Source organism: Clostridium lamae (assembly GCF_033043255.1).
Taxonomy (GTDB): domain Bacteria; phylum Bacillota; class Clostridia; order Clostridiales; family Clostridiaceae; genus Clostridium; species Clostridium lamae.
On the sequence record NZ_JASCQJ010000031.1, the window covers coordinates 1 to 17,767 of the forward strand.

Consider the following 17,767-nt stretch of genomic DNA (forward strand, 5'->3'; position numbering starts at 1 on the left):
GGTAGTTTTTATGAAAATTATTATTTTCCAACATTTATAAAAAATAATAAAATAGATCTTCATCATATCCCTCAAAAAGAAAATGTAATTTACTATAAATAAAAAAAAAAATTAATTTTAAAAAGGATAGAAAAATATAAAAATGAAATAAATAATTTTTTAAAGTATGCAGGTTATAAATATGAAGTAAATATAATATCTAAAAATGAAGAGTATAAGATGATATTTCAACATAAAGATTGCTCTAAGGAATTAAATAATGCAAATTTATATTTAAGTTACGGAGAGAAGAACGCATTTGCTTTAATTCTATTTATGTATGAAACTATAAGTAAAAATTCAGACTTAGTTATTTTAGATGATCCTATTTCATCATTTGATAAGAATAAGAAATATGCAATAATTAATAAATTATTTAAAGGAGAAAATAGTTTTAGAAATAATACAGTATTAATGTTAACACATGATTTTGATCCAATAGTAGATATGGTGAAAAATTTTACATCTAAATTTAATGAAATAAAAACCAATGCTTATTTTATATATAATAAAAAAGGAAATATTATTGAAAAAGAAATTTATTACAATAGTATAAAAACGTTTATTGAAATAGCGAAAGAAAATATATTAATATTAGATAATAATATTAATAAGCTAATTTATTTAAGAAGATTATATGAAATTTATGATTCTAAGGGATTGGAATGGAATTTATTATCTAATTTATTTCATAAAAGAAAAGAGCCTATTATTAGTAAGAAGATAGGAGAAATAAAACAGGAAGCTGTAATGGAATATTGCGAAATAGAAAAAGCAACACAGAAAATAAGAGAACTTATTGAAAATTTTGATTACGATACTGAACTAGATAAATTATTAAGTAATGAACTTTTAATAAAGGCTTACAATCAGTCTAAAAACAATTATGAGAAACTTCAAATTTATAGAATTATTAAAAATGAAAATAGCTCTAATGATATTATAAAAAAATTTGTAAATGAAACGTATCATGTAGACAATGACTATTTATTTCAATTAAACCCATTTGATTATGAAATTATACCAGATTACATTATAGAAGAGTGTGATAATGATCTAATAGAAAGTGGGTTTAGTATAGAAGAAAGTGCACTTAATTTTGTATAATAGAAAATTAATAATTTAAACTGTGTATTTTAAAGGTCATGATTGTCTCCACCATAAAAAGTCGTGAAGAAATTCACGGCTTTTTTAGTATGAAATTACATAATAATAATATTTTTATAAAAGAATAATATTATTATAGAAAATATTAGGTGATGCTATGAAAAAATATTATCAAGATAATGATTTTTTTAATAAAATTGATACAGAAAGAAAAGCTTATTGGTTAGGATTTTTATATGCTGATGGATGTGTGTCTGACTCTAAATATCTTCATATAGTAGTTAATAAAATAGATAAATATCTAATAGAGGAATTTGTAAAGGATTTGAAATCAAATAGAGAAGTTAAGATTGATTCAAGAGGATATATCAGATTAGACGTACTAAGTAAAAAAATTGGAGAAGATTTAATTAAACTAGGATGTGTTCCAAGAAAATCAAAAATTTTAAAGTTTCCAACAGATGATATTGTACCTAAATATTTACTTAGAGATTTTATTAGAGGATATATGGATGGTGATGGATGTATATCAACATATTTAAAAACTAAAAAGGGGAGAAAAGTAGGGCATATGGTATGTGAAATAAAGTTTATTGGAACATATAATTTTCTAAATGGACTAAAAAATTATTTTGAATCTGATAAAAGAGTAATAATTAACAAGCACTCACCAGAAAGCTATCAAATTAGTTTTTCAGGAAGAAAATACAGAGAAGTAGTTGAAAACATTTATCAAGGGGCAACTATATATATGAAAAGGAAAAAGGAAAAATGGGATGAGTTTATAGAGTATATAGACGATATAAAAGCAATAAGATCATATGTAAGATATGAAAAAATAGTCAAGGTTAGTAAAGATATCAAGTGTGTTAGTATATGCAATATAAATAAAATAAAAGGTGATTTTGAATTATATTCTATATCAAAATGTTGTAGAAATATTGATGGTAATAATTGTTACAAGGGATATAATTGGTTTTATTTAGAAGATTACAAGAGAAAATTGGAAAATAAAAAATCAATAAATAATAAACATAAATCAAGAAGTGAAACAAGTTTAAATATATCTAAAAAACTTTGTGAGAAGAAGATAAAACAATATGAATTAGATGGAAGGTTTATTAGGATGTGGAATAGTGCTAATGAGATTGCAACATACTATAAAACAACAGCTAAAGCGATACGAAAGGTCTGTAATAAAGAAAGAAAGTCATGTCATGGATTTATATGGGAGTATGTTGAAAATAATGAGTGGTATTATGATCAAACTAAGAAATCAAAACAGGTTTTACAATTTGATTTGTCTGAAAACTTAATCAGAGTATGGCCTAATATTAAAGAAGCATCTGAATTCTACGATGTTACTGTACAATCAATTCAAAGAGCTTGTAATGGTAAAATGAAAACTTGTAAGAATTTCATTTGGAAACATTATGATAGCACAAGTTGAATAAATTGATACACAAGTAGCAGGAAATTCATTAGAATGAAATTATTGTAACATTATACTCCCTTCACCATCAATAATTCCAGCAATATAAGCTTTTTCTGTTTCTAACATAGTACACCTCCTAAATAATAGTTTGTGATTATTACTTGTAAATATTCTTTTCATAATAATGATATAGCTAATAATATAAATCATATTAAAAGCTTTAAATAATAAAGCTATAAAATTAATGATAAATATATAATAGATTGAATTTTATTATTATAAATAAAACAGAAGTATTATTTCATTAACATAATTAAATAATTATAAACATATAATTTTTATGGGGTGGTTTTATGGAGAATACAATAAATAATGGACTTGATTTAGACAAGTGGAAATGTTCTGTAACTAAAAATACTTATTATTTTGAGCAGGTATGTAATTTGATAGAATTAGGTAATGAAAATAAACATAATGGAATTGTAGTTGAACCAGATTATCAAAGGGAGTATAAATTTGATAAGAAAAAGGAATCAAGCATAATAGAATCACTATTATTAAATATACCTATTCCAATTATTTATTTATCATTAAATACAGAAAAGGATAAGGTATTATTGAATGTAATAGATGGTTCTCATAGATTAAGAGCTATGTATAGGTATAAAAATAATCAGTACGGATTGACTAAATTAACTATTTTAAAAGATTTATTAGATGGGAAGAAGTATAAAGATTTACCTGCTAACATAAAGAATAAGCTCGACTATAAAACTCAAATAAATGTGGAAATTATAGATGTATCTAAAAATGAAGAATTAGAGTACGAAGTTTTTACTAGATTTAATCAGGCTACTAATCCTTTATCTAAGCAAGAATTAAATGAAGTTATGCATAGATCAAAATTTTCTTTATGGGTTAAAGATAGTTTAATTTATGACTTATATAAAGTTAATATATTTAAACAGATATTTAAATGTACAGAAAATCGAGTGAAGGATAAAACTATTAATTATTATTTATATGCATGTCTAGGATATGCTTATTCTGGATTAATAGAAGGAAAGAATGATACACCTTTTTATGTAGAGAGATTTATGACACATATGAAAAGACTAGAAGGAGATAAGTTGGAACATCAAAAAGAAGAAACTAAAAAATTTATGATAGGATTTTTAGAATTTTATAGAAAAATATGCTTTATTGAAAACATAGAAAGTATATTTTCTAAAGAATTTATATCAAAAAAGAAACAAGAAGGAAGTCATAGTTTTCTAATTAGTTTTTTAATACCATTAACATTAACTTATGATTATTTATTAAATCAAAATGTTTTTAATAGAAAAATAAGCAATGATGATTATCATAATATATATCTATTAATAATAGAGGGGATGAAAAATGTAAAGTTTGGGGAGTTTGGAGGCGTGTCATCAACAAGTTATAGAGTACAAAAACAATGTATAGATTCTATAAAAAGTTCTTTAAGTAAATTAAGGACCAACAAATAATTGATTGTAGATAATTATTAAATATTTAAGAGTAAGCTATATCATATTCAACATAGAAGATGTTGATACATTCTAATAAAACTACAGATCTAGGTCTGTAGTTTTTTATTGTATTATGGATAGAAATTAATTATAGAAATTTTCTTTGGATTCTAGCATCTCAAAAGAATATGTACAATTTTTTGATAGTTTCTTTAATCCACGTTAATAGTTCTAATGAAGTTGAAGCAATTGATACACAAGGTGCAGGAAATTCATTAGAATGAAATTTTTGTAACATTATACTTCCTTCACCATCAATAATTCCAGCTATATAAGATATTTCTGTATTAGTCATAGTATCCCTCCTAAATAGTAGTATGTGAATTATACTGAAAGATAATTTAAATAAAATTAAGAAATGCATATTTTGTATTTCTTAAATAACTATATGTTTAATGCTAGAATTAAAATTGTATGTTAATATAAAACTACTAATAGGAAAGGGGCGTTAATTTTTGAGTTCAAGAATTTTAGTGGTTGATGACGAGAAAGAAATTGCTGACTTGATAGAAGTCTACCTAAAAAATGAAGGTCATATGGTTTATAAATATTATAATGGGAAAGATGCACTTGAGTGTATTAACTCACAGTCATTGGATTTAGCTATTTTAGATGTGATGCTTCCAGATATAGATGGTTTTACTATTTGTCAGAGGATTAGAGAAAAGTATTTTTTCCCTGTTATTATGCTAACAGCTAAGAGTGAAGATATGGATAAAATTATGGGGTTAACAATAGGTGCAGATGATTATATTACAAAGCCATTTAACCCATTAGAAGTATCGGCTCGAGTAAGAACACAGCTTAGAAGATATACAAATTATAATCAGGTTAAAGAAGTAAATGTAGATTTATCTGAAAATTGTAACGAATATGATTTTGACGGATTAATTATTAATAAGGGTACCCATAAATGTACCTTATTTGGAAAGCAGATATCATTAACACCAATAGAATTTTCTATTCTATGGCATTTATGTGAACATAAAGGTCAAGTTGTCTCTTCAGAGGAGTTATTTGAGGCAGTATGGGGAGAAAAGTATTTTGATAATAACAATACAGTTATGGCTCACATTGGTAGGTTACGTGAAAAGATGAATGAACCAGCTAGAAATCCTAAGTTTATAAAAACAGTGTGGGGAGTTGGTTATCAAATTGAATAAGATTAATATGAAGGATTTTGAAAGGCGTATATTTCTCCATGTATTTGGGCGTTTTGTTTTAGAAAGTACAATATTTTCTGTAGCTTTAATAGCTATGGGGTATTTAGTTATTTATCCTCTTAAAAGTCTTGCACATTATGAGTTTTTTAGATTTATTGATTACAATAAGCCTATCTTCTTTATAATTATATGGTTTCTTGGATGCTTTGTTATTCTTGGCAGGTATTGGATTAAGACAATTAGATATATTACAATAGTAGCGGATTCAAGTAATTCTCTTATTAATTCAAATGAACAGGTTATTCATTTTCCACCTATATTAAAAGAGATGGAAGATCAGATGAATGATATTAGAGCACATGTACTTAGAAAAGAGCAAATTGCAAAAGAGGCAGAACAGAGGAAGAATGATTTAGTAATATATTTGGCTCATGATTTAAAAACACCTCTTACTTCTGTCATTGGTTATTTGACTTTATTAAGAGATGAGCAGCAGATTTCAGAGGAGTTAAGGGGAAAATATCTTTCTATTTCTTTAGAAAAAGCAGAACGATTAGAAGATTTAATTAATGAATTTTTTGAGATTACAAGATTTAGTTTATCAAATCTTACCTTAGAATTGAGTAAGGTGAATCTTACAAGAATGTTAGAACAGATTTCATATGAATTTAGGCCAATGCTAATACCTAAAAATCTTAAATTTGATTTAAGGTCTCAATCTGATGTAATGGTTAAGTGCGATGTAAAAAAGATGGAGAGGGTGTTTGATAACCTAATTCGTAATGCTATTAATTATAGTTTTGAAGGTAGCAGCATTACAATTACTATTTTTCAAGATGAGAGTGGTGTTAAGTTGAAATTTAGAAATTATGGCAATGCTATTCCAGAAGAAAAACTAAATCGCATTTTTGAGCAATTTTATCGTTTAGATACTGCAAGAACTTCTAAAACTGGGGGTGCTGGTCTGGGGCTTGCAATTGCAAAAGAAATTGTTCAATTGCATAAAGGTACTATTACAGCCTTTAGTGAAAATGACATAATTGAGTTTGAAGTTTTTATTCCTACACCTTCGTAGGAAAATCGTAAGAATTTCTTTGAATAAAAGTAGGTTTTTCTTATAGAAAAACGAAAATAGAATGCTTCTTGCTTCGATATAATTGGATTATCGAAGCAGGGAGCATTTTGTTTTGAAAAATAATATTTAATTAAAATATGGAGGTTTTTTTATGAAGAAAGTCATTAGTTTATTTATAATTTTAGCGGTTGGTGTAGGCGTATTCTTGTTTAGTGGTAGTATGACTGCTGATAGACTTAACCCATTTATTACAACAGATAGTTATTACACAATTGTAAAAGCAGATGGTAAGTATTTGGGTAAAGATAAAGTTAGGCCAGAGGAAGATTGTTATGAATATGAGTTTATAGGCTACAACATTGCTGGTGAGGAACAAAAAATTATAATTAATGCACCAAAGAATTTACGTCATGATGCTTATTTATTAGTTTCTTCTAAAGGAAAGAATGGAAAATACTATGAAGAAGTACAACTAGATCAAATTCCTATAGAAGTAAAAGAAAAATTAGAGTTGAAATAAAAAGTTTACGCAAGAGTGGTTTTATCAAAATATCGAAAGAAGAATTTATAGTAGCATTAGAGAAAGGGAGATTATAAAAGATGAAAAAAGTGTTAGAGGCTAGGAATATTTCAAAAGTATATAATACAGGAGGAAGTAATTTTACAGCATTAAAAGGAATTAACTTAGAAGTTAATGAGGGAGAATTTGTTGGAATTATGGGGCCATCAGGATCAGGTAAAACAACTTTGTTAAATGTTCTCTCTACAATTGATAATATATCAAAAGGAGAGATCTTAATTGATCAAAAAGATGTAGTAAGTATGAATGATGATAAGCTAGCATTGTTTCGTCGTAACAATTTAGGGTTTATTTTTCAGGATTATAATTTATTAGATACACTAACAGTAGGAGAGAATATTGCATTGCCTCTTGCATTATCTAATGTAAAAGCTAAAGAAGTAGATTCTCGTGTATCTGAAATTGCAAAAAAGTTTGGAATCAATAATATTTTAGATAAATATCCATATCAGATTTCAGGTGGACAAAAACAACGTTGTGCAGCATCACGTGCTATTGTAACAAATCCCAGTATAATTTTTGGAGATGAACCAACTGGAGCACTTGATTCGAAATCAGCAACGGATTTACTAGAAACTATAGAATCATTAAATGAAAATAATAAGGCAACTATATTGATGGTAACCCATGATGCATTCGCTGCAAGCTATTGTAAACGCGTAATTTTCATTAAGGATGGAGAATTATATGAAGAATTACAAAGAAATGAGTTATCACGTAAGCAATTTTTTAAAAAAGTAGTAGATGTCATGTCTACTATCTCAGGAGGTTCTGCAAATGACGTTATCTAGTATTGCCTTTCGTAATATTAAAAGGAATTTCAAGGATTATTTTATATACTTTTTGTCTATGATTTTTAGTATAGTTATTTATTTTATATTCAAGGCATTGCAGTACAATTCTCAAGTGGTAAAAGGAGTGGAAAATTCAAATATTGATGATGCCTTTAGTATTTCTAGTGTTATGTTAATTATATTTGTTGCAGTCTTTATTATTTATTCAAATGGATTTTTTGTACGTAAACGTAAGAAGGAAGTAGGATTATACTCTCTTTTAGGAATTCAAAAAAAGCAAATTGGAAAAATGTTGTTTTATGAAAATATGTTAATTGGACTGATATCACTAGTAATTGGTATTCTACTTGGAAGTTTGTTATCTAAGTTATTTCTTGATTTACTGATGAAAATAATGGGGTTAAAATTAAATGTTTATTTTGAAATATCACCGAAAGCAATAATAGATACAGCATTTATCTTTTTAGTAATTGTATTATATACATCAATTCAAGGTTATCGTTTGATTTATAAGTTTAAGTTAGTAGAATTATTTAATGCTGAACAAGAAGGAGAGACTATGCCAAAAGATTCCGTTATTATTGCATTCATTTCAGTAATTTTAATAGGATCTGGGTATTTTCTAGCATTAATATTTTTAGAATTTCTTAAAAGGGATATTAATTTCCTTGGGGCTGCACTCTATATTGTACTCTCAACAGTTATTGGAACATATTTATTATTTAAGTTTTTTACAGTCTTTATTTTGAAAAGAGCAAGAAAAAAGAAGTCAGTATTTTATCGTGGAATAAATATGATAGCAACATCTCAGCTTCTATATCGTATCAAAGGAAATGCAAAATCACTTGCAACAATTGCGATATTAAGTGCTGTTACATTAACATCTGTAGGAACGTCTATTTCCATATATTACAATACATTTATACAAGCTAAGAAACTTACACCATATAGTTATTCATATGAAAAAAATGATATAGAATTAGAGAATAGAGTAAATGTTATTTTAAATGAGGAAAAAGATTTTAATCCAGTAACTAATAAATTTGATATAGAAATGGTTCCTGTCAAAGGTATCTTTGAAGGAGAGAAGCAGGATAGTGTTGGAAATGCTAATTTTATTATTTCAGAATATTATTATCTTTTGTCTCAGTCATTATTTAATAGCCTTTCAAAAGAAATGGGGACAGAGAAAATAAACTTAAGGGATGAAGAAGCTTTTGTATATGATGATGCTTATGTTAAGGGGTATGAGTTTAGCCCAATATATAAGGGAAATAAAGCAGTGTTTCCAATTGAAAATGAGATGAAGAAATTAACAATTAAAGGGGCAGAAGGACGTAGTATAACTAATTTAAATGAATTAATTATAATTGTTCCAGATAAAGTTTACGAAAAAGCCAAAGAGGGTAATGGTGTGCGAATTGTTGAGAATATTAATGTTAAGAATGAAATTAATTCCAAATCATTAACAGAAAAATTAAAAAGTATAATGCCTGTAGGAGAATATCTAAGTGTTCAATCTTTCAATGATTTTTACACAGGATTTAAAAAGCAAATTGAAGTAACTGGCTTAATAATGTTTATTGGTATTTTTTTAGGTCTTGTATTCTTACTTGCAACAGGGTCAGTAATTTATTTTAAACAAATAACAGAAGCGAATATAGATCGTGTTAGATATTCTATACTTCATAAAATTGGAGTAACGAAAAAAGAGATAAAAAAGACAATAGCAAAACAAGTGAGGTTCATTTTTATAATACCGCTAGTTGTAGGTGTTTTACATAGTCTATTTGCTTTGAAATCTTTATCTAACTTGATTCCATACCAAATCTTAATTCCTCAATTAATAAGTATAGGTGTGTATGGTATTATCTATAGTTTATATTACTTTCTAACAGTTCACTCTTATTATAAGATTATTAGTAGGAAGTAGTTTTTAGGTAAGGTTCTAAAGGAATAATATAAAAAAATAATTACATTAATTTAAATATGCCTTATGGCTTCAATTAATTAATCCACGATAGTGATATCGTGGATTTTTAATTTTTCTATAGTTTTCTTTAGCCACTTTATTAATATGTAATAATAGAGTTATTTATTTTGTAAGTTTTCCAAGACTTAACCATGGGAATAACGCTTCAAGGAAACGTTCCGTTGCTGGCATAAAATACGAACCAAAATGATAATCAGGATCTAAGCTTGTAACAATCCAAGTTCCATTAGTTGATTTTTCATCAATATATAATACAACACCTTTATCTTCTTTTGTAATTAATGTTGTTGCATGAGCTGGTGGCCAAAATACACCGTGGTGATGCCATGTGCAATCTTCTAATTTGAAATAGTCATAGAATGGATGATCTTCATTCTTAACTCTTAATCCACTGTCTGGATTTTCTTCAAGCCACCACCAGAAGTTTGTTGGACGATCTTCCCATTTTTGATTAGGTATCCATTCCCATGGTTGTGGGCCAAGGGCAACAACTATATTACCATTATCAGCAAACTCACGAATTTTTTCAGCATTTTTAAGTAATAAGTTTGAATTAAGCTGGGAAGGTACAATTAATACATCAAATTCAGAAAGGTCTGCATCTTCAAATTCTGGTAAGTATATAAGCTTGTCTATGTATTGAGCAAATTTAGGCTCATGGAAAGTACGATAATGGGGTGCATGTCCACTATAAATTACTGCTATTTTTCTCATTATTTTTTACCTCCGCATACTTCTTCTTTTAATAAAGTAAGTGCCTGTTCACTAATTTTCTTTGTTGTGTTTTGGGAATTTGTGTAGCCTAAAATACTTCTACCAGCATGAACGATTATTGTTCCATTTGTTGTATTGCGATCTATATAAGAAATAACTTTTCCATCAGTAAAGGTCAAGTAAACTTCAGCCTTCTCTGGTGGATAATAATAGCCACGTGCAAAAAAACCTGCAACACCTTTATTAAAGACCATATCTTCTATTTCAACACCATCAAATAAAGGTGAGCCAGGAACTGTTTCTACTAAATAATCTTTATAGTTATTTAGTTTTTTAGGCATAAATAATGAACAGCCTGGTAACCATTTACGGAATAAGTGACCACAAAATACAATTACTTTTCCATCATTTAAAAAGTTTTCAATGATGTCCTTATGTTTATATAAGTATTCTTGATCAGCAAAGTAATCAATTAGTAAAACATTGTAATTAGATAAATCAGTTGATTCAAGTTCATATTCATCAATTACTGATATGTATTCATTATTTTTTTCAACGACCTCAAGACCAAACGCATGAGATGCACTAAGTTCTAAAATTTTTAATTCCATAATTAATCCGTTACTGAAAACTTATATAATGTTAATAGTTTTGCAGTAACGATCTCCTTTCGTATCAATTATATATTTGACGCTGTAATATGCGTTTTTCTTCTTAGATTTCTTTATAACTAAGTTTTGTTTAAATTGATATTCAATATCAATAATCTTCTGTTTAATAATATTTATTAGTTAATAATTTGTCAAGTATGAATATCTTATATCTCAAAAATATTATAATTATTAAATATCTTGGGAAAGAAGTATAACATTATTTCTATTTATATCAATGATATTATCTTCTTTTAGTTTTGTAAGTTCACGACATATAGAGCTACGTTCTGAACCAAGGTAGCATGCTAATTGCTCTCTATTAAATGGAATAGTTATCTCATTTGAACCTTTTTGTAAAGATAATAGCTCAAAATAGGTAATAAGTTTATTTCGCAATGTTTTTTGAGACATAATTTGTATTTTTGTATTAAGAATAATATTATTTTCAGCTAATGAGTGTATGATGTTTTCAAATAAACACAGACGATATTCGCAGATAAAGTTACATTCTCTAAGTAGCTTAAATATATTTATAAATAAAATAGTTGAATATTCATCACTTCTAATATAATTTAAGTTATTAATATCAGATACACATGAAAATGCATTACCAAAACTGTCTCCTTGGGTAAGACGATCAACAATAATTTCATCTCCAGCTATAGATATCTGAAGAATATCCACAGTTCCATCAAGTATAATTCCAGTAGAATGAATTTCTTCACCAACTTCGTAAATATTTTCTTTAGGATTAAAAGTTTTTATACTGCAAGCACTAGAATTTATGATAGAAAGTATTTTCTCATTGGGGATGTTTTTGAATAAAACATTTTTACTTAATAAATCAATAGTGAAATTCATTATCAATAGACCTCCGAAAAAAATCAACTGAATTGATTCGGTTGATATTAAAAATTATTATCAATTAAATATAAAAATGTTGCATATGCAACAGACAAGTATTATTTGTCGTGATAAAGTATTTTTCGTATTATGGTTATTACAAAAAACTCATAATAAATATTATAGGTAAAAATATCATTTTTGCAAGAGGAAAGGGAGAATATAATGATAAAAATAGCCATTTATGGTAAAGGTGGAATTGGAAAATCAACAACAACATCTAATTTAGCAGCAGCACTTTCTGAAAAATATAAGGTAATGCAAATAGGATGTGATCCAAAGGCGGATTCTACAAAAAACTTATTAAATAATAAAAAGATTAATACAGTTTTAGATATGATTAAAGATAAAAGTAGAGAAGTTAAATTAGAAGATATAGTACATGAAGGTTATAATGGAGTATTATGTGTAGAAGCTGGAGGTCCTACACCAGGTATAGGATGTGCAGGACTTGGTATTATAGCAGCATTTCAAAAGTTAGAAGAATTAAATGCTTTTGAAGTATATAAGCCAGATATAGTACTATATGATGTTCTTGGAGACGTAGTATGTGGTGGGTTTGCTATGCCTATAAGAGATGGTTATGCAGAGAATGTATTTATTGTAACTAGTGGAGAAATGATGGCATTATTTGCAGCATCTAATATTTCTAGAGCTGTTGATAATTTTAAAAATAGAGGATATGCAAAGGTTTCTGGTGTAATTCTTAATGAAAGAAAAGTAGATAATGAAGATGAATTAGTAGAAAAGTTTGCTAAAGAAGAAGGACATAACGTTATTCAAAAAATTCGTAGAAGTGAAGCAGTTCAAATATCAGAAGAAAATGGACAAACTGTTATAGAAGCTTTACCTAATTCAGATATTGCTGATGATTACAGAGAACTTGCCAGAAAAGTTATTGAAATATGTACAAAGGAGAATATGGACAAATGTGTGTAAATCACTGTTTTGAAAGTACTTTAAATTATTGCTCACCAGGACATGGTGGCTGGGGATTAATACGTATAGCAGCACTTATTCCAGAAAGTCATCTATTATTTATTTGTCCTTCTGCATGTTTTAGACATGGTGCATTAGGAGCTATGCAACATGGTCATAAAAATAGAACATCTTACTTACCAGTTACATCTGCAGATGTTGTAATTGGGTATGATAATTTAATTTTAGAAGTAGCAGAAGAGTTACTTAATAAAGATAAAAGTATAAAAGTATTATTCTTATTTGTTCCTTGTATAAATGATTTTATTGGTACAGATATAGATTCTATTGCAAAGCAAATAGAAGATACTCATAAAGGAGTAACAGTTCGTTCATGCCATATGAACCCTATAGCTTCAGATACTAATAGACCACCTTTAGTAACAACAATACAATCAATGTTCTCAACTATTAAGACTGATAATTGTGCTACAGAAGATGCTATAAATCTTTGTGGTAATTATTCAAGTATTGAAGAAGATTGTGAAGCCTTTGAGTTTTTTGGAGATTATGGTATATCAATAAGACAAATTGCAGATTATGATAAATATGAAGATTTCTGTGAGATGGGAAGAAGTAAGTATAACTTACTACTTAAGCCTCAAGCAAAGTTTGCATCAGACTATATGGACAAGACTTATAAAACAAAGACTATTGATGCAATGGTTACATATGATATAGATGAAATTCGTGAAAATTATGAAACGTTAGGAAAAATGCTTTCTGAAAATCATATTAAAGTAGATAATCCAAAGTTTGATATAGAAAAAGAAGAAGAAGAAACTAAGCTTGTAATTGAAAGAGTTGTAAAGAAACTAAACAATATTCCAGTAAGTGTTTCTAATAGTGCAGCTGTTCGTCCATTTACTTTAGCAAAGACTTTACTTAAATATGGATTTAACGTAACTGAAGTAATTGCTCAACAGGCTATTCCATCAGATAAAGAAGCTTATGAATATATATTAAATAATCATCAAGATATTAATATAATACAACCAGCACATCATAAAAGTGCAGTTCGTAACAATGAAGATACACATATGATTGCAATTGGCTTTGAGGGTGCATACTTACGACAAAGTGATTATGTAGTAAATTTATCTGCTGAGGAAGAAATGTATGGATATAATGGAGTAAGAAAACTTATGGAAATGCTTGAAAAGTCTATAGAAGAAAAAGCAGACCTTGAAAAAATGATAGATGAATATGGAGCGGTAGTGTAATGAAAAGATTATATAGATATCTTCCTCCTTTTGCAGGAGATTATTCAGGTGTAGGTTCAGCACTTTATGAGCTAGGTGGAATGTTATGTATTCATGATGCTTCTGGTTGTACAGGTAATTATGTAGGATTTGATGAACCAAGATCATATGATTCAAAAGAATTAGTGTACTGTACTTCACTTCGTAGAGATGATGCTATTATGGGTAACGAAGAAGTATACATTGATAAAATAGTTCGTGCAGCACAAGATATGAAACCTAAGTTTGTTGCAATTTTAGGAAGTCCAGTACCATTAATAATTGGATTTGATTTTAATGGTGTAGCAAAAGATATAGAAAGACGTCTTGGAATTCCAGCCTTTGGCTTTGCTACTGCAGGGATGATGGGGAGTCATAAAGAGGGTGTAGTAATGGGAGTTACTAAGTTACTTGATTATTATGTATTACCAAAGAAAGCAGAGCTTGCACGTAATGTTGATAGAAGTGGAAAGAAAGTAAATATCGTAGGTGCAACACCGTTAGATATTAGCGAAGAAAACTTAGAAGAGTTAAAAATATTACTAGAATCAAAAGGATATGAAGTAGTTAGTATTCTTTCAATGTCTAATGATATGGATCAATTTTTATCATTCTATAAGGCAGATGTAAACTTAGCTATTACACAGTCAGGTGCAGTAATTGCAAAAGATTTAGAAGAGAAATATAATATGCCATATTTAGCAGGTATACCTGTTGGAGAGCTTGGAACAGAACATTATTTTAATTGTCTTGAAAGAGTATTTGAAGATGGAAAAAGTATGGAAGTATCAGAGCAGCCTATTAATGTAATAGGAAGTAATAAAGGTGATGCTGTTATATTAGAGGATGGTATTATTGCTTCTTCTATCAGAATGGAATTAATAGCACAAGGATACGAAAATGTACACGTAGTTTCAATGTTCGGAAAAGATACAGGTATGTCTAATGTAGAAGTAAAGTATACAGAAGATGAAGATGAAATTATGAATTTTATAAATATGGAAAATTGCACACTATTAGTTGCTGATCCGATTTTAACTCAATATAGAGAGAAGAAAGATGGAGTAAAGCTAGTAGAATTACCTAAGTATGCAATTTCTAGTAAGCTTACTAATAAGAAAAAATGGGTTTATATGGGTAACAATTGGAATAGAAAATAAAAATCTAATTACATAAAGAAAGAGGGTTTAGAATGAAAATAAAAATTAAAAAATTATTATCACTTAGTTTAGTAGCAACACTTTTACTTGGTTTTGCAGGATGCCAAAGTACAAAAAGTACAAGTAAAGAAGAATCAACAACAGAGGCGACTACTAAGATTATAGTTGACCATGTGGGAGCAGAGGTAGAAATACCTACAGAAGTTAATAGAGTAGTAGTTAGTAATCCATTACCAATAGCATCAGTACTTAGTGTTTATTTAGGTGGAGCTGAAAAGATAGTAGGACTTCATCCAACAGCTATGTCAGCAGCAGCAAATGGACTTTTAGGAGAAATTTATCCTGAAATACTAAATGCAGAAACAGATTTTGTAAATGGTTCTGAATTTAATGTTGAAGAACTTTTAAAAATTAATTCAGATGTTGTAATTGGAGTACCAAAAGATCAAGCTGAAACTTTAAGAGAAGCAGGAATACCTGCAGTAACAGTATCTTATACAGATTGGGATTTTAATGTATTAGAAACTTATGATGGATGGATAAAATTATTTGATCAAATTTTTGGAGAAAGTACAACTACTGAAAAAGTATCGGAGTATAGTAAACAAGCTTATGAACTAATTCAAGGAAAAGTATCTACTATAGCAGAAGAAGATAAGAAAAAAGTATTATTCTTATTTAACTATGATGAAAATACTATAACTACATCTGGACCTAACCATTATGGTCAATATTGGGCTGAAGCAATAGGAGCTATTAATGTAGGACAAGATTCTGTAGAACCTGAAGCTATAGCTATTAATATGGAACAAATTTATGAGTGGAATCCAGATGTTATAATTATGACTAACTTTACAAGTGCTCAACCTGAAGATTTATACAATAACTCTATAGGTGGAGATGATTGGAGTACAATAAGTGCAGTACAAAATGGTGAAGTATATAAGATGCCTTTAGGTTTATATAGAACATATACACCAGGTTCAGATACTCCTGTAACATTACAATGGTTAGCTAAAACTGTATATCCAGAGCTTTTTGAAGATGTAAATATAATAGATGTTACAAAAGATTATTATAAAACTTATCATAATATTGATATGACAGAGGAACAAATTAAAAATATGTATAATCCTCCAAGAGAAAGTGCTACTGGTGCATAATATTAAAAATTAAAAATTACTTTATAAATAAAGATGAAATATCAATTAAACAAAAGATGGAAAAGAGGATAAAATGAAAATAAAATATAAAAAATTATTATCATTTATTTTAACAGGCTCACTTATACTAAGTTCAGTAGGATGTCAAAGTGCAAATACAGCTGAAGAGAGTAATAAAGGAGAAACACAAGTAGAAGAATCAGCTACTAAGATTGTAGTTGATCACGAAGGCGTAGAAGTAGAGATTCCTACAAAAATTGATAGAGTTGTAGTTGGTAATACATTACCATTAGCATCTGTACTTAGTGTTTATTTAGGTGGTGCAGAGAAGATTGTAGGTCTTCATCCAGCATCAATGAGTGCTGCAGAAAGTGGACTTTTAAGTGAAGTTTATCCTGAAATTTTAGAAGCTAAAACAGATTTTATTAATGGTTCTGAAATAAATATTGAAGAACTTCTAAAGTTAGACCCAGACATAGTTATTGGAGTACCTAAGGATCAAGCTGAAACTATAAGAAAAGCAGGAATACCAGCATTAACACTATCTGTTTCAAATTGGGATTATGATGTAGTAGAAACTTACGTTCAATGGAATAATTTATTTGATGAGATTTTTGGAAAAAGTGAAATAACTGAAAAAGTATCGGAGTATAGTAAAGAAGCTTATGAACTTATTCAAGAAAGAGTATCTACTATAGCAGAAGAAGATAAAAAGAAAGTATTAATTTTATATAAATATGATGATAAAACTATAACTACTTCAGGTCAGAATTTCTTTGGACAATATTGGACTGATGCAACAGGAAGTATTAATGTAGCGCAGGATATCACAGGAAATAATGCTATAAATATAAATATGGAACAAGTATATCAGTGGAATCCTGATGTCATAATTATAACTAACTTCACAAGTGTACAACCAGAAGACCTATATAATAATACTATAGATGGAGAGGACTGGAGTACAGTAAGTGCAGTACAAAATGGTCAAGTATATAAAATGCCTTTAGGATTATATCGTACATTTACACCAGGTGCAGATACACCTGTAACATTACAATGGTTTGCAAAAACTATATATCCTGAGCTTTTTGAAGATATTAATATAGAAGAAGTTACAAAGTCTTACTATAAAGATTATCACAATATCGACATGACAAATGAGCAAATTGAAAGTATGTATAATCCTTCAAGAGAAAGTGCAGATGGCCTGTAG

Annotated in this window: 16 protein-coding genes and 1 pseudogene; 13 read left to right on the forward strand and 4 right to left on the reverse strand. The window is 28.1% G+C overall.

Going from position 1 to position 17,767, the window contains the following annotated elements:
• The first annotated feature begins 219 nt into the window (after positions 1-219).
• From QK892_RS13335 to QK892_RS13345, 3 genes are all read left to right on the forward strand, one after another.
• The gene (locus QK892_RS13335; protein ID WP_317274032.1) at positions 220-1,146 is read left to right on the forward strand and encodes a hypothetical protein; all 927 of its coding nucleotides are present in this window, start codon (positions 220-222) and stop codon (positions 1,144-1,146) included.
• 157 nt (positions 1,147-1,303) lie between these two features.
• A complete protein-coding gene (locus QK892_RS13340; protein ID WP_317274033.1) occupies positions 1,304-2,596 on the forward strand; it encodes a hypothetical protein in 1,293 nt (430 codons plus the stop codon).
• 338 nt (positions 2,597-2,934) lie between these two features.
• Complete coding sequence (locus QK892_RS13345) at positions 2,935-4,092, forward strand: DUF262 domain-containing protein (protein ID WP_317274034.1); 1,158 nt, start codon at positions 2,935-2,937, stop codon at positions 4,090-4,092.
• 181 nt (positions 4,093-4,273) lie between these two features.
• On the opposite strand, the pseudogene QK892_RS13350 reads toward QK892_RS13345, so the two are convergent.
• A pseudogene (locus QK892_RS13350) lies at positions 4,274-4,429 on the reverse strand (LAGLIDADG family homing endonuclease); the annotation flags it as partial.
• Positions 4,430-4,589: 160 nt separating this feature from the next.
• Between QK892_RS13350 and vanR the strand changes: the two are divergent.
• The 5 genes from vanR (at position 4,590) to QK892_RS13375 (ending at position 9,679) form a co-directional block, all read left to right on the forward strand.
• Positions 4,590-5,297, forward strand: a complete 708-nt coding sequence (gene vanR, locus QK892_RS13355) for a VanR-ABDEGLN family response regulator transcription factor (RefSeq protein WP_317274035.1) — start codon at positions 4,590-4,592, stop codon at positions 5,295-5,297.
• Between the two features lie 7 nt (positions 5,298-5,304).
• A complete protein-coding gene (locus tag QK892_RS13360) occupies positions 5,305-6,372 on the forward strand; it encodes a sensor histidine kinase (protein ID WP_394855034.1) in 1,068 nt (355 codons plus the stop codon).
• A gap of 151 nt (positions 6,373-6,523) precedes the next feature.
• Entirely contained in the window at positions 6,524-6,892 is a 369-nt protein-coding gene (locus QK892_RS13365; RefSeq protein WP_317274037.1) for a YxeA family protein, read from the forward strand.
• Positions 6,893-6,972: 80 nt separating this feature from the next.
• Positions 6,973-7,743, forward strand: coding sequence for an ABC transporter ATP-binding protein (locus tag QK892_RS13370; protein WP_317274038.1), 771 nt, complete (start codon positions 6,973-6,975; stop codon positions 7,741-7,743).
• Positions 7,744-7,870: 127 nt separating this feature from the next.
• The gene (locus QK892_RS13375; protein ID WP_317274039.1) at positions 7,871-9,679 is read left to right on the forward strand and encodes an ABC transporter permease; all 1,809 of its coding nucleotides are present in this window, start codon (positions 7,871-7,873) and stop codon (positions 9,677-9,679) included.
• 162 nt (positions 9,680-9,841) lie between these two features.
• On the opposite strand, the gene QK892_RS13380 is transcribed toward QK892_RS13375, so the two are convergent.
• From QK892_RS13380 to QK892_RS13390, 3 genes are all read right to left on the reverse strand, one after another.
• Entirely contained in the window at positions 9,842-10,453 is a 612-nt protein-coding gene (locus tag QK892_RS13380) for a hypothetical protein (protein WP_317274040.1), read from the reverse strand.
• The gene (locus tag QK892_RS13385; protein WP_317274041.1) at positions 10,453-11,064 is read right to left on the reverse strand and encodes a hypothetical protein; all 612 of its coding nucleotides are present in this window, start codon (positions 11,062-11,064) and stop codon (positions 10,453-10,455) included. Before QK892_RS13385 ends, QK892_RS13380 begins: the two co-directional genes overlap by 1 nt.
• A 231-nt stretch (positions 11,065-11,295) precedes the next feature.
• On the reverse strand, positions 11,296-11,967 hold the full coding sequence (locus QK892_RS13390) for a Crp/Fnr family transcriptional regulator (RefSeq protein WP_317274042.1): 672 nt from the start codon (positions 11,965-11,967) through the stop codon (positions 11,296-11,298).
• 207 nt (positions 11,968-12,174) lie between these two features.
• Between QK892_RS13390 and QK892_RS13395 the strand changes: the two genes are divergently transcribed.
• The 5 genes from QK892_RS13395 to QK892_RS13415 all read left to right on the forward strand — a co-directional run bounded on the left by QK892_RS13395 (position 12,175) and on the right by QK892_RS13415 (position 17,767).
• Positions 12,175-12,948 (forward strand): nitrogenase iron protein NifH, encoded by a 774-nt coding sequence (locus QK892_RS13395; RefSeq protein WP_317274043.1) that lies wholly within the window; start codon positions 12,175-12,177, stop codon positions 12,946-12,948.
• A complete protein-coding gene (locus tag QK892_RS13400) occupies positions 12,939-14,210 on the forward strand; it encodes a nitrogenase component 1 (protein ID WP_317274044.1) in 1,272 nt (423 codons plus the stop codon). The genes QK892_RS13395 and QK892_RS13400 overlap by 10 nt, the downstream gene beginning before the upstream one ends.
• Positions 14,210-15,388, forward strand: a complete 1,179-nt coding sequence (locus QK892_RS13405; protein WP_317274045.1) for a nitrogenase component 1 — start codon at positions 14,210-14,212, stop codon at positions 15,386-15,388. The genes QK892_RS13400 and QK892_RS13405 overlap by 1 nt, the downstream gene beginning before the upstream one ends.
• 32 nt (positions 15,389-15,420) lie before the next feature.
• Positions 15,421-16,551, forward strand: coding sequence for an ABC transporter substrate-binding protein (locus QK892_RS13410; protein WP_317274046.1), 1,131 nt, complete (start codon positions 15,421-15,423; stop codon positions 16,549-16,551).
• A 73-nt stretch (positions 16,552-16,624) separates the two neighbouring features.
• Positions 16,625-17,767: an ABC transporter substrate-binding protein gene (locus tag QK892_RS13415; RefSeq protein WP_317274047.1), complete on the forward strand. Its 1,143-nt coding sequence runs from the start codon at positions 16,625-16,627 to the stop codon at positions 17,765-17,767.

Excerpts from the sequence above, each read along its gene's own strand:
- QK892_RS13335 (WP_317274032.1), top strand. The coding sequence starts at position 220 with ATGATATTTCAACATAAAGATTGCTCTAAGGAATTAAATAATGCAAAT.
- QK892_RS13340 (WP_317274033.1), top strand. The coding sequence starts at position 1,304 with ATGAAAAAATATTATCAAGATAATGATTTTTTTAATAAAATTGATACA.
- QK892_RS13345 (WP_317274034.1), top strand. The coding sequence starts at position 2,935 with ATGGAGAATACAATAAATAATGGACTTGATTTAGACAAGTGGAAATGT.
- QK892_RS13360 (WP_394855034.1), top strand. The coding sequence starts at position 5,305 with ATGAAGGATTTTGAAAGGCGTATATTTCTCCATGTATTTGGGCGTTTT.
- QK892_RS13365 (WP_317274037.1), top strand. The coding sequence starts at position 6,524 with ATGAAGAAAGTCATTAGTTTATTTATAATTTTAGCGGTTGGTGTAGGC.
- QK892_RS13370 (WP_317274038.1), top strand. The coding sequence starts at position 6,973 with ATGAAAAAAGTGTTAGAGGCTAGGAATATTTCAAAAGTATATAATACA.
- QK892_RS13380 (WP_317274040.1), bottom strand. The coding sequence starts at position 10,453 with ATGAGAAAAATAGCAGTAATTTATAGTGGACATGCACCCCATTATCGT.
- QK892_RS13385 (WP_317274041.1), bottom strand. The coding sequence starts at position 11,064 with ATGGAATTAAAAATTTTAGAACTTAGTGCATCTCATGCGTTTGGTCTT.
- QK892_RS13390 (WP_317274042.1), bottom strand. The coding sequence starts at position 11,967 with ATGAATTTCACTATTGATTTATTAAGTAAAAATGTTTTATTCAAAAAC.
- QK892_RS13395 (WP_317274043.1), top strand. The coding sequence starts at position 12,175 with ATGATAAAAATAGCCATTTATGGTAAAGGTGGAATTGGAAAATCAACA.
- QK892_RS13400 (WP_317274044.1), top strand. The coding sequence starts at position 12,939 with ATGTGTGTAAATCACTGTTTTGAAAGTACTTTAAATTATTGCTCACCA.
- QK892_RS13405 (WP_317274045.1), top strand. The coding sequence starts at position 14,210 with ATGAAAAGATTATATAGATATCTTCCTCCTTTTGCAGGAGATTATTCA.
- QK892_RS13410 (WP_317274046.1), top strand. The coding sequence starts at position 15,421 with ATGAAAATAAAAATTAAAAAATTATTATCACTTAGTTTAGTAGCAACA.
- QK892_RS13415 (WP_317274047.1), top strand. The coding sequence starts at position 16,625 with ATGAAAATAAAATATAAAAAATTATTATCATTTATTTTAACAGGCTCA.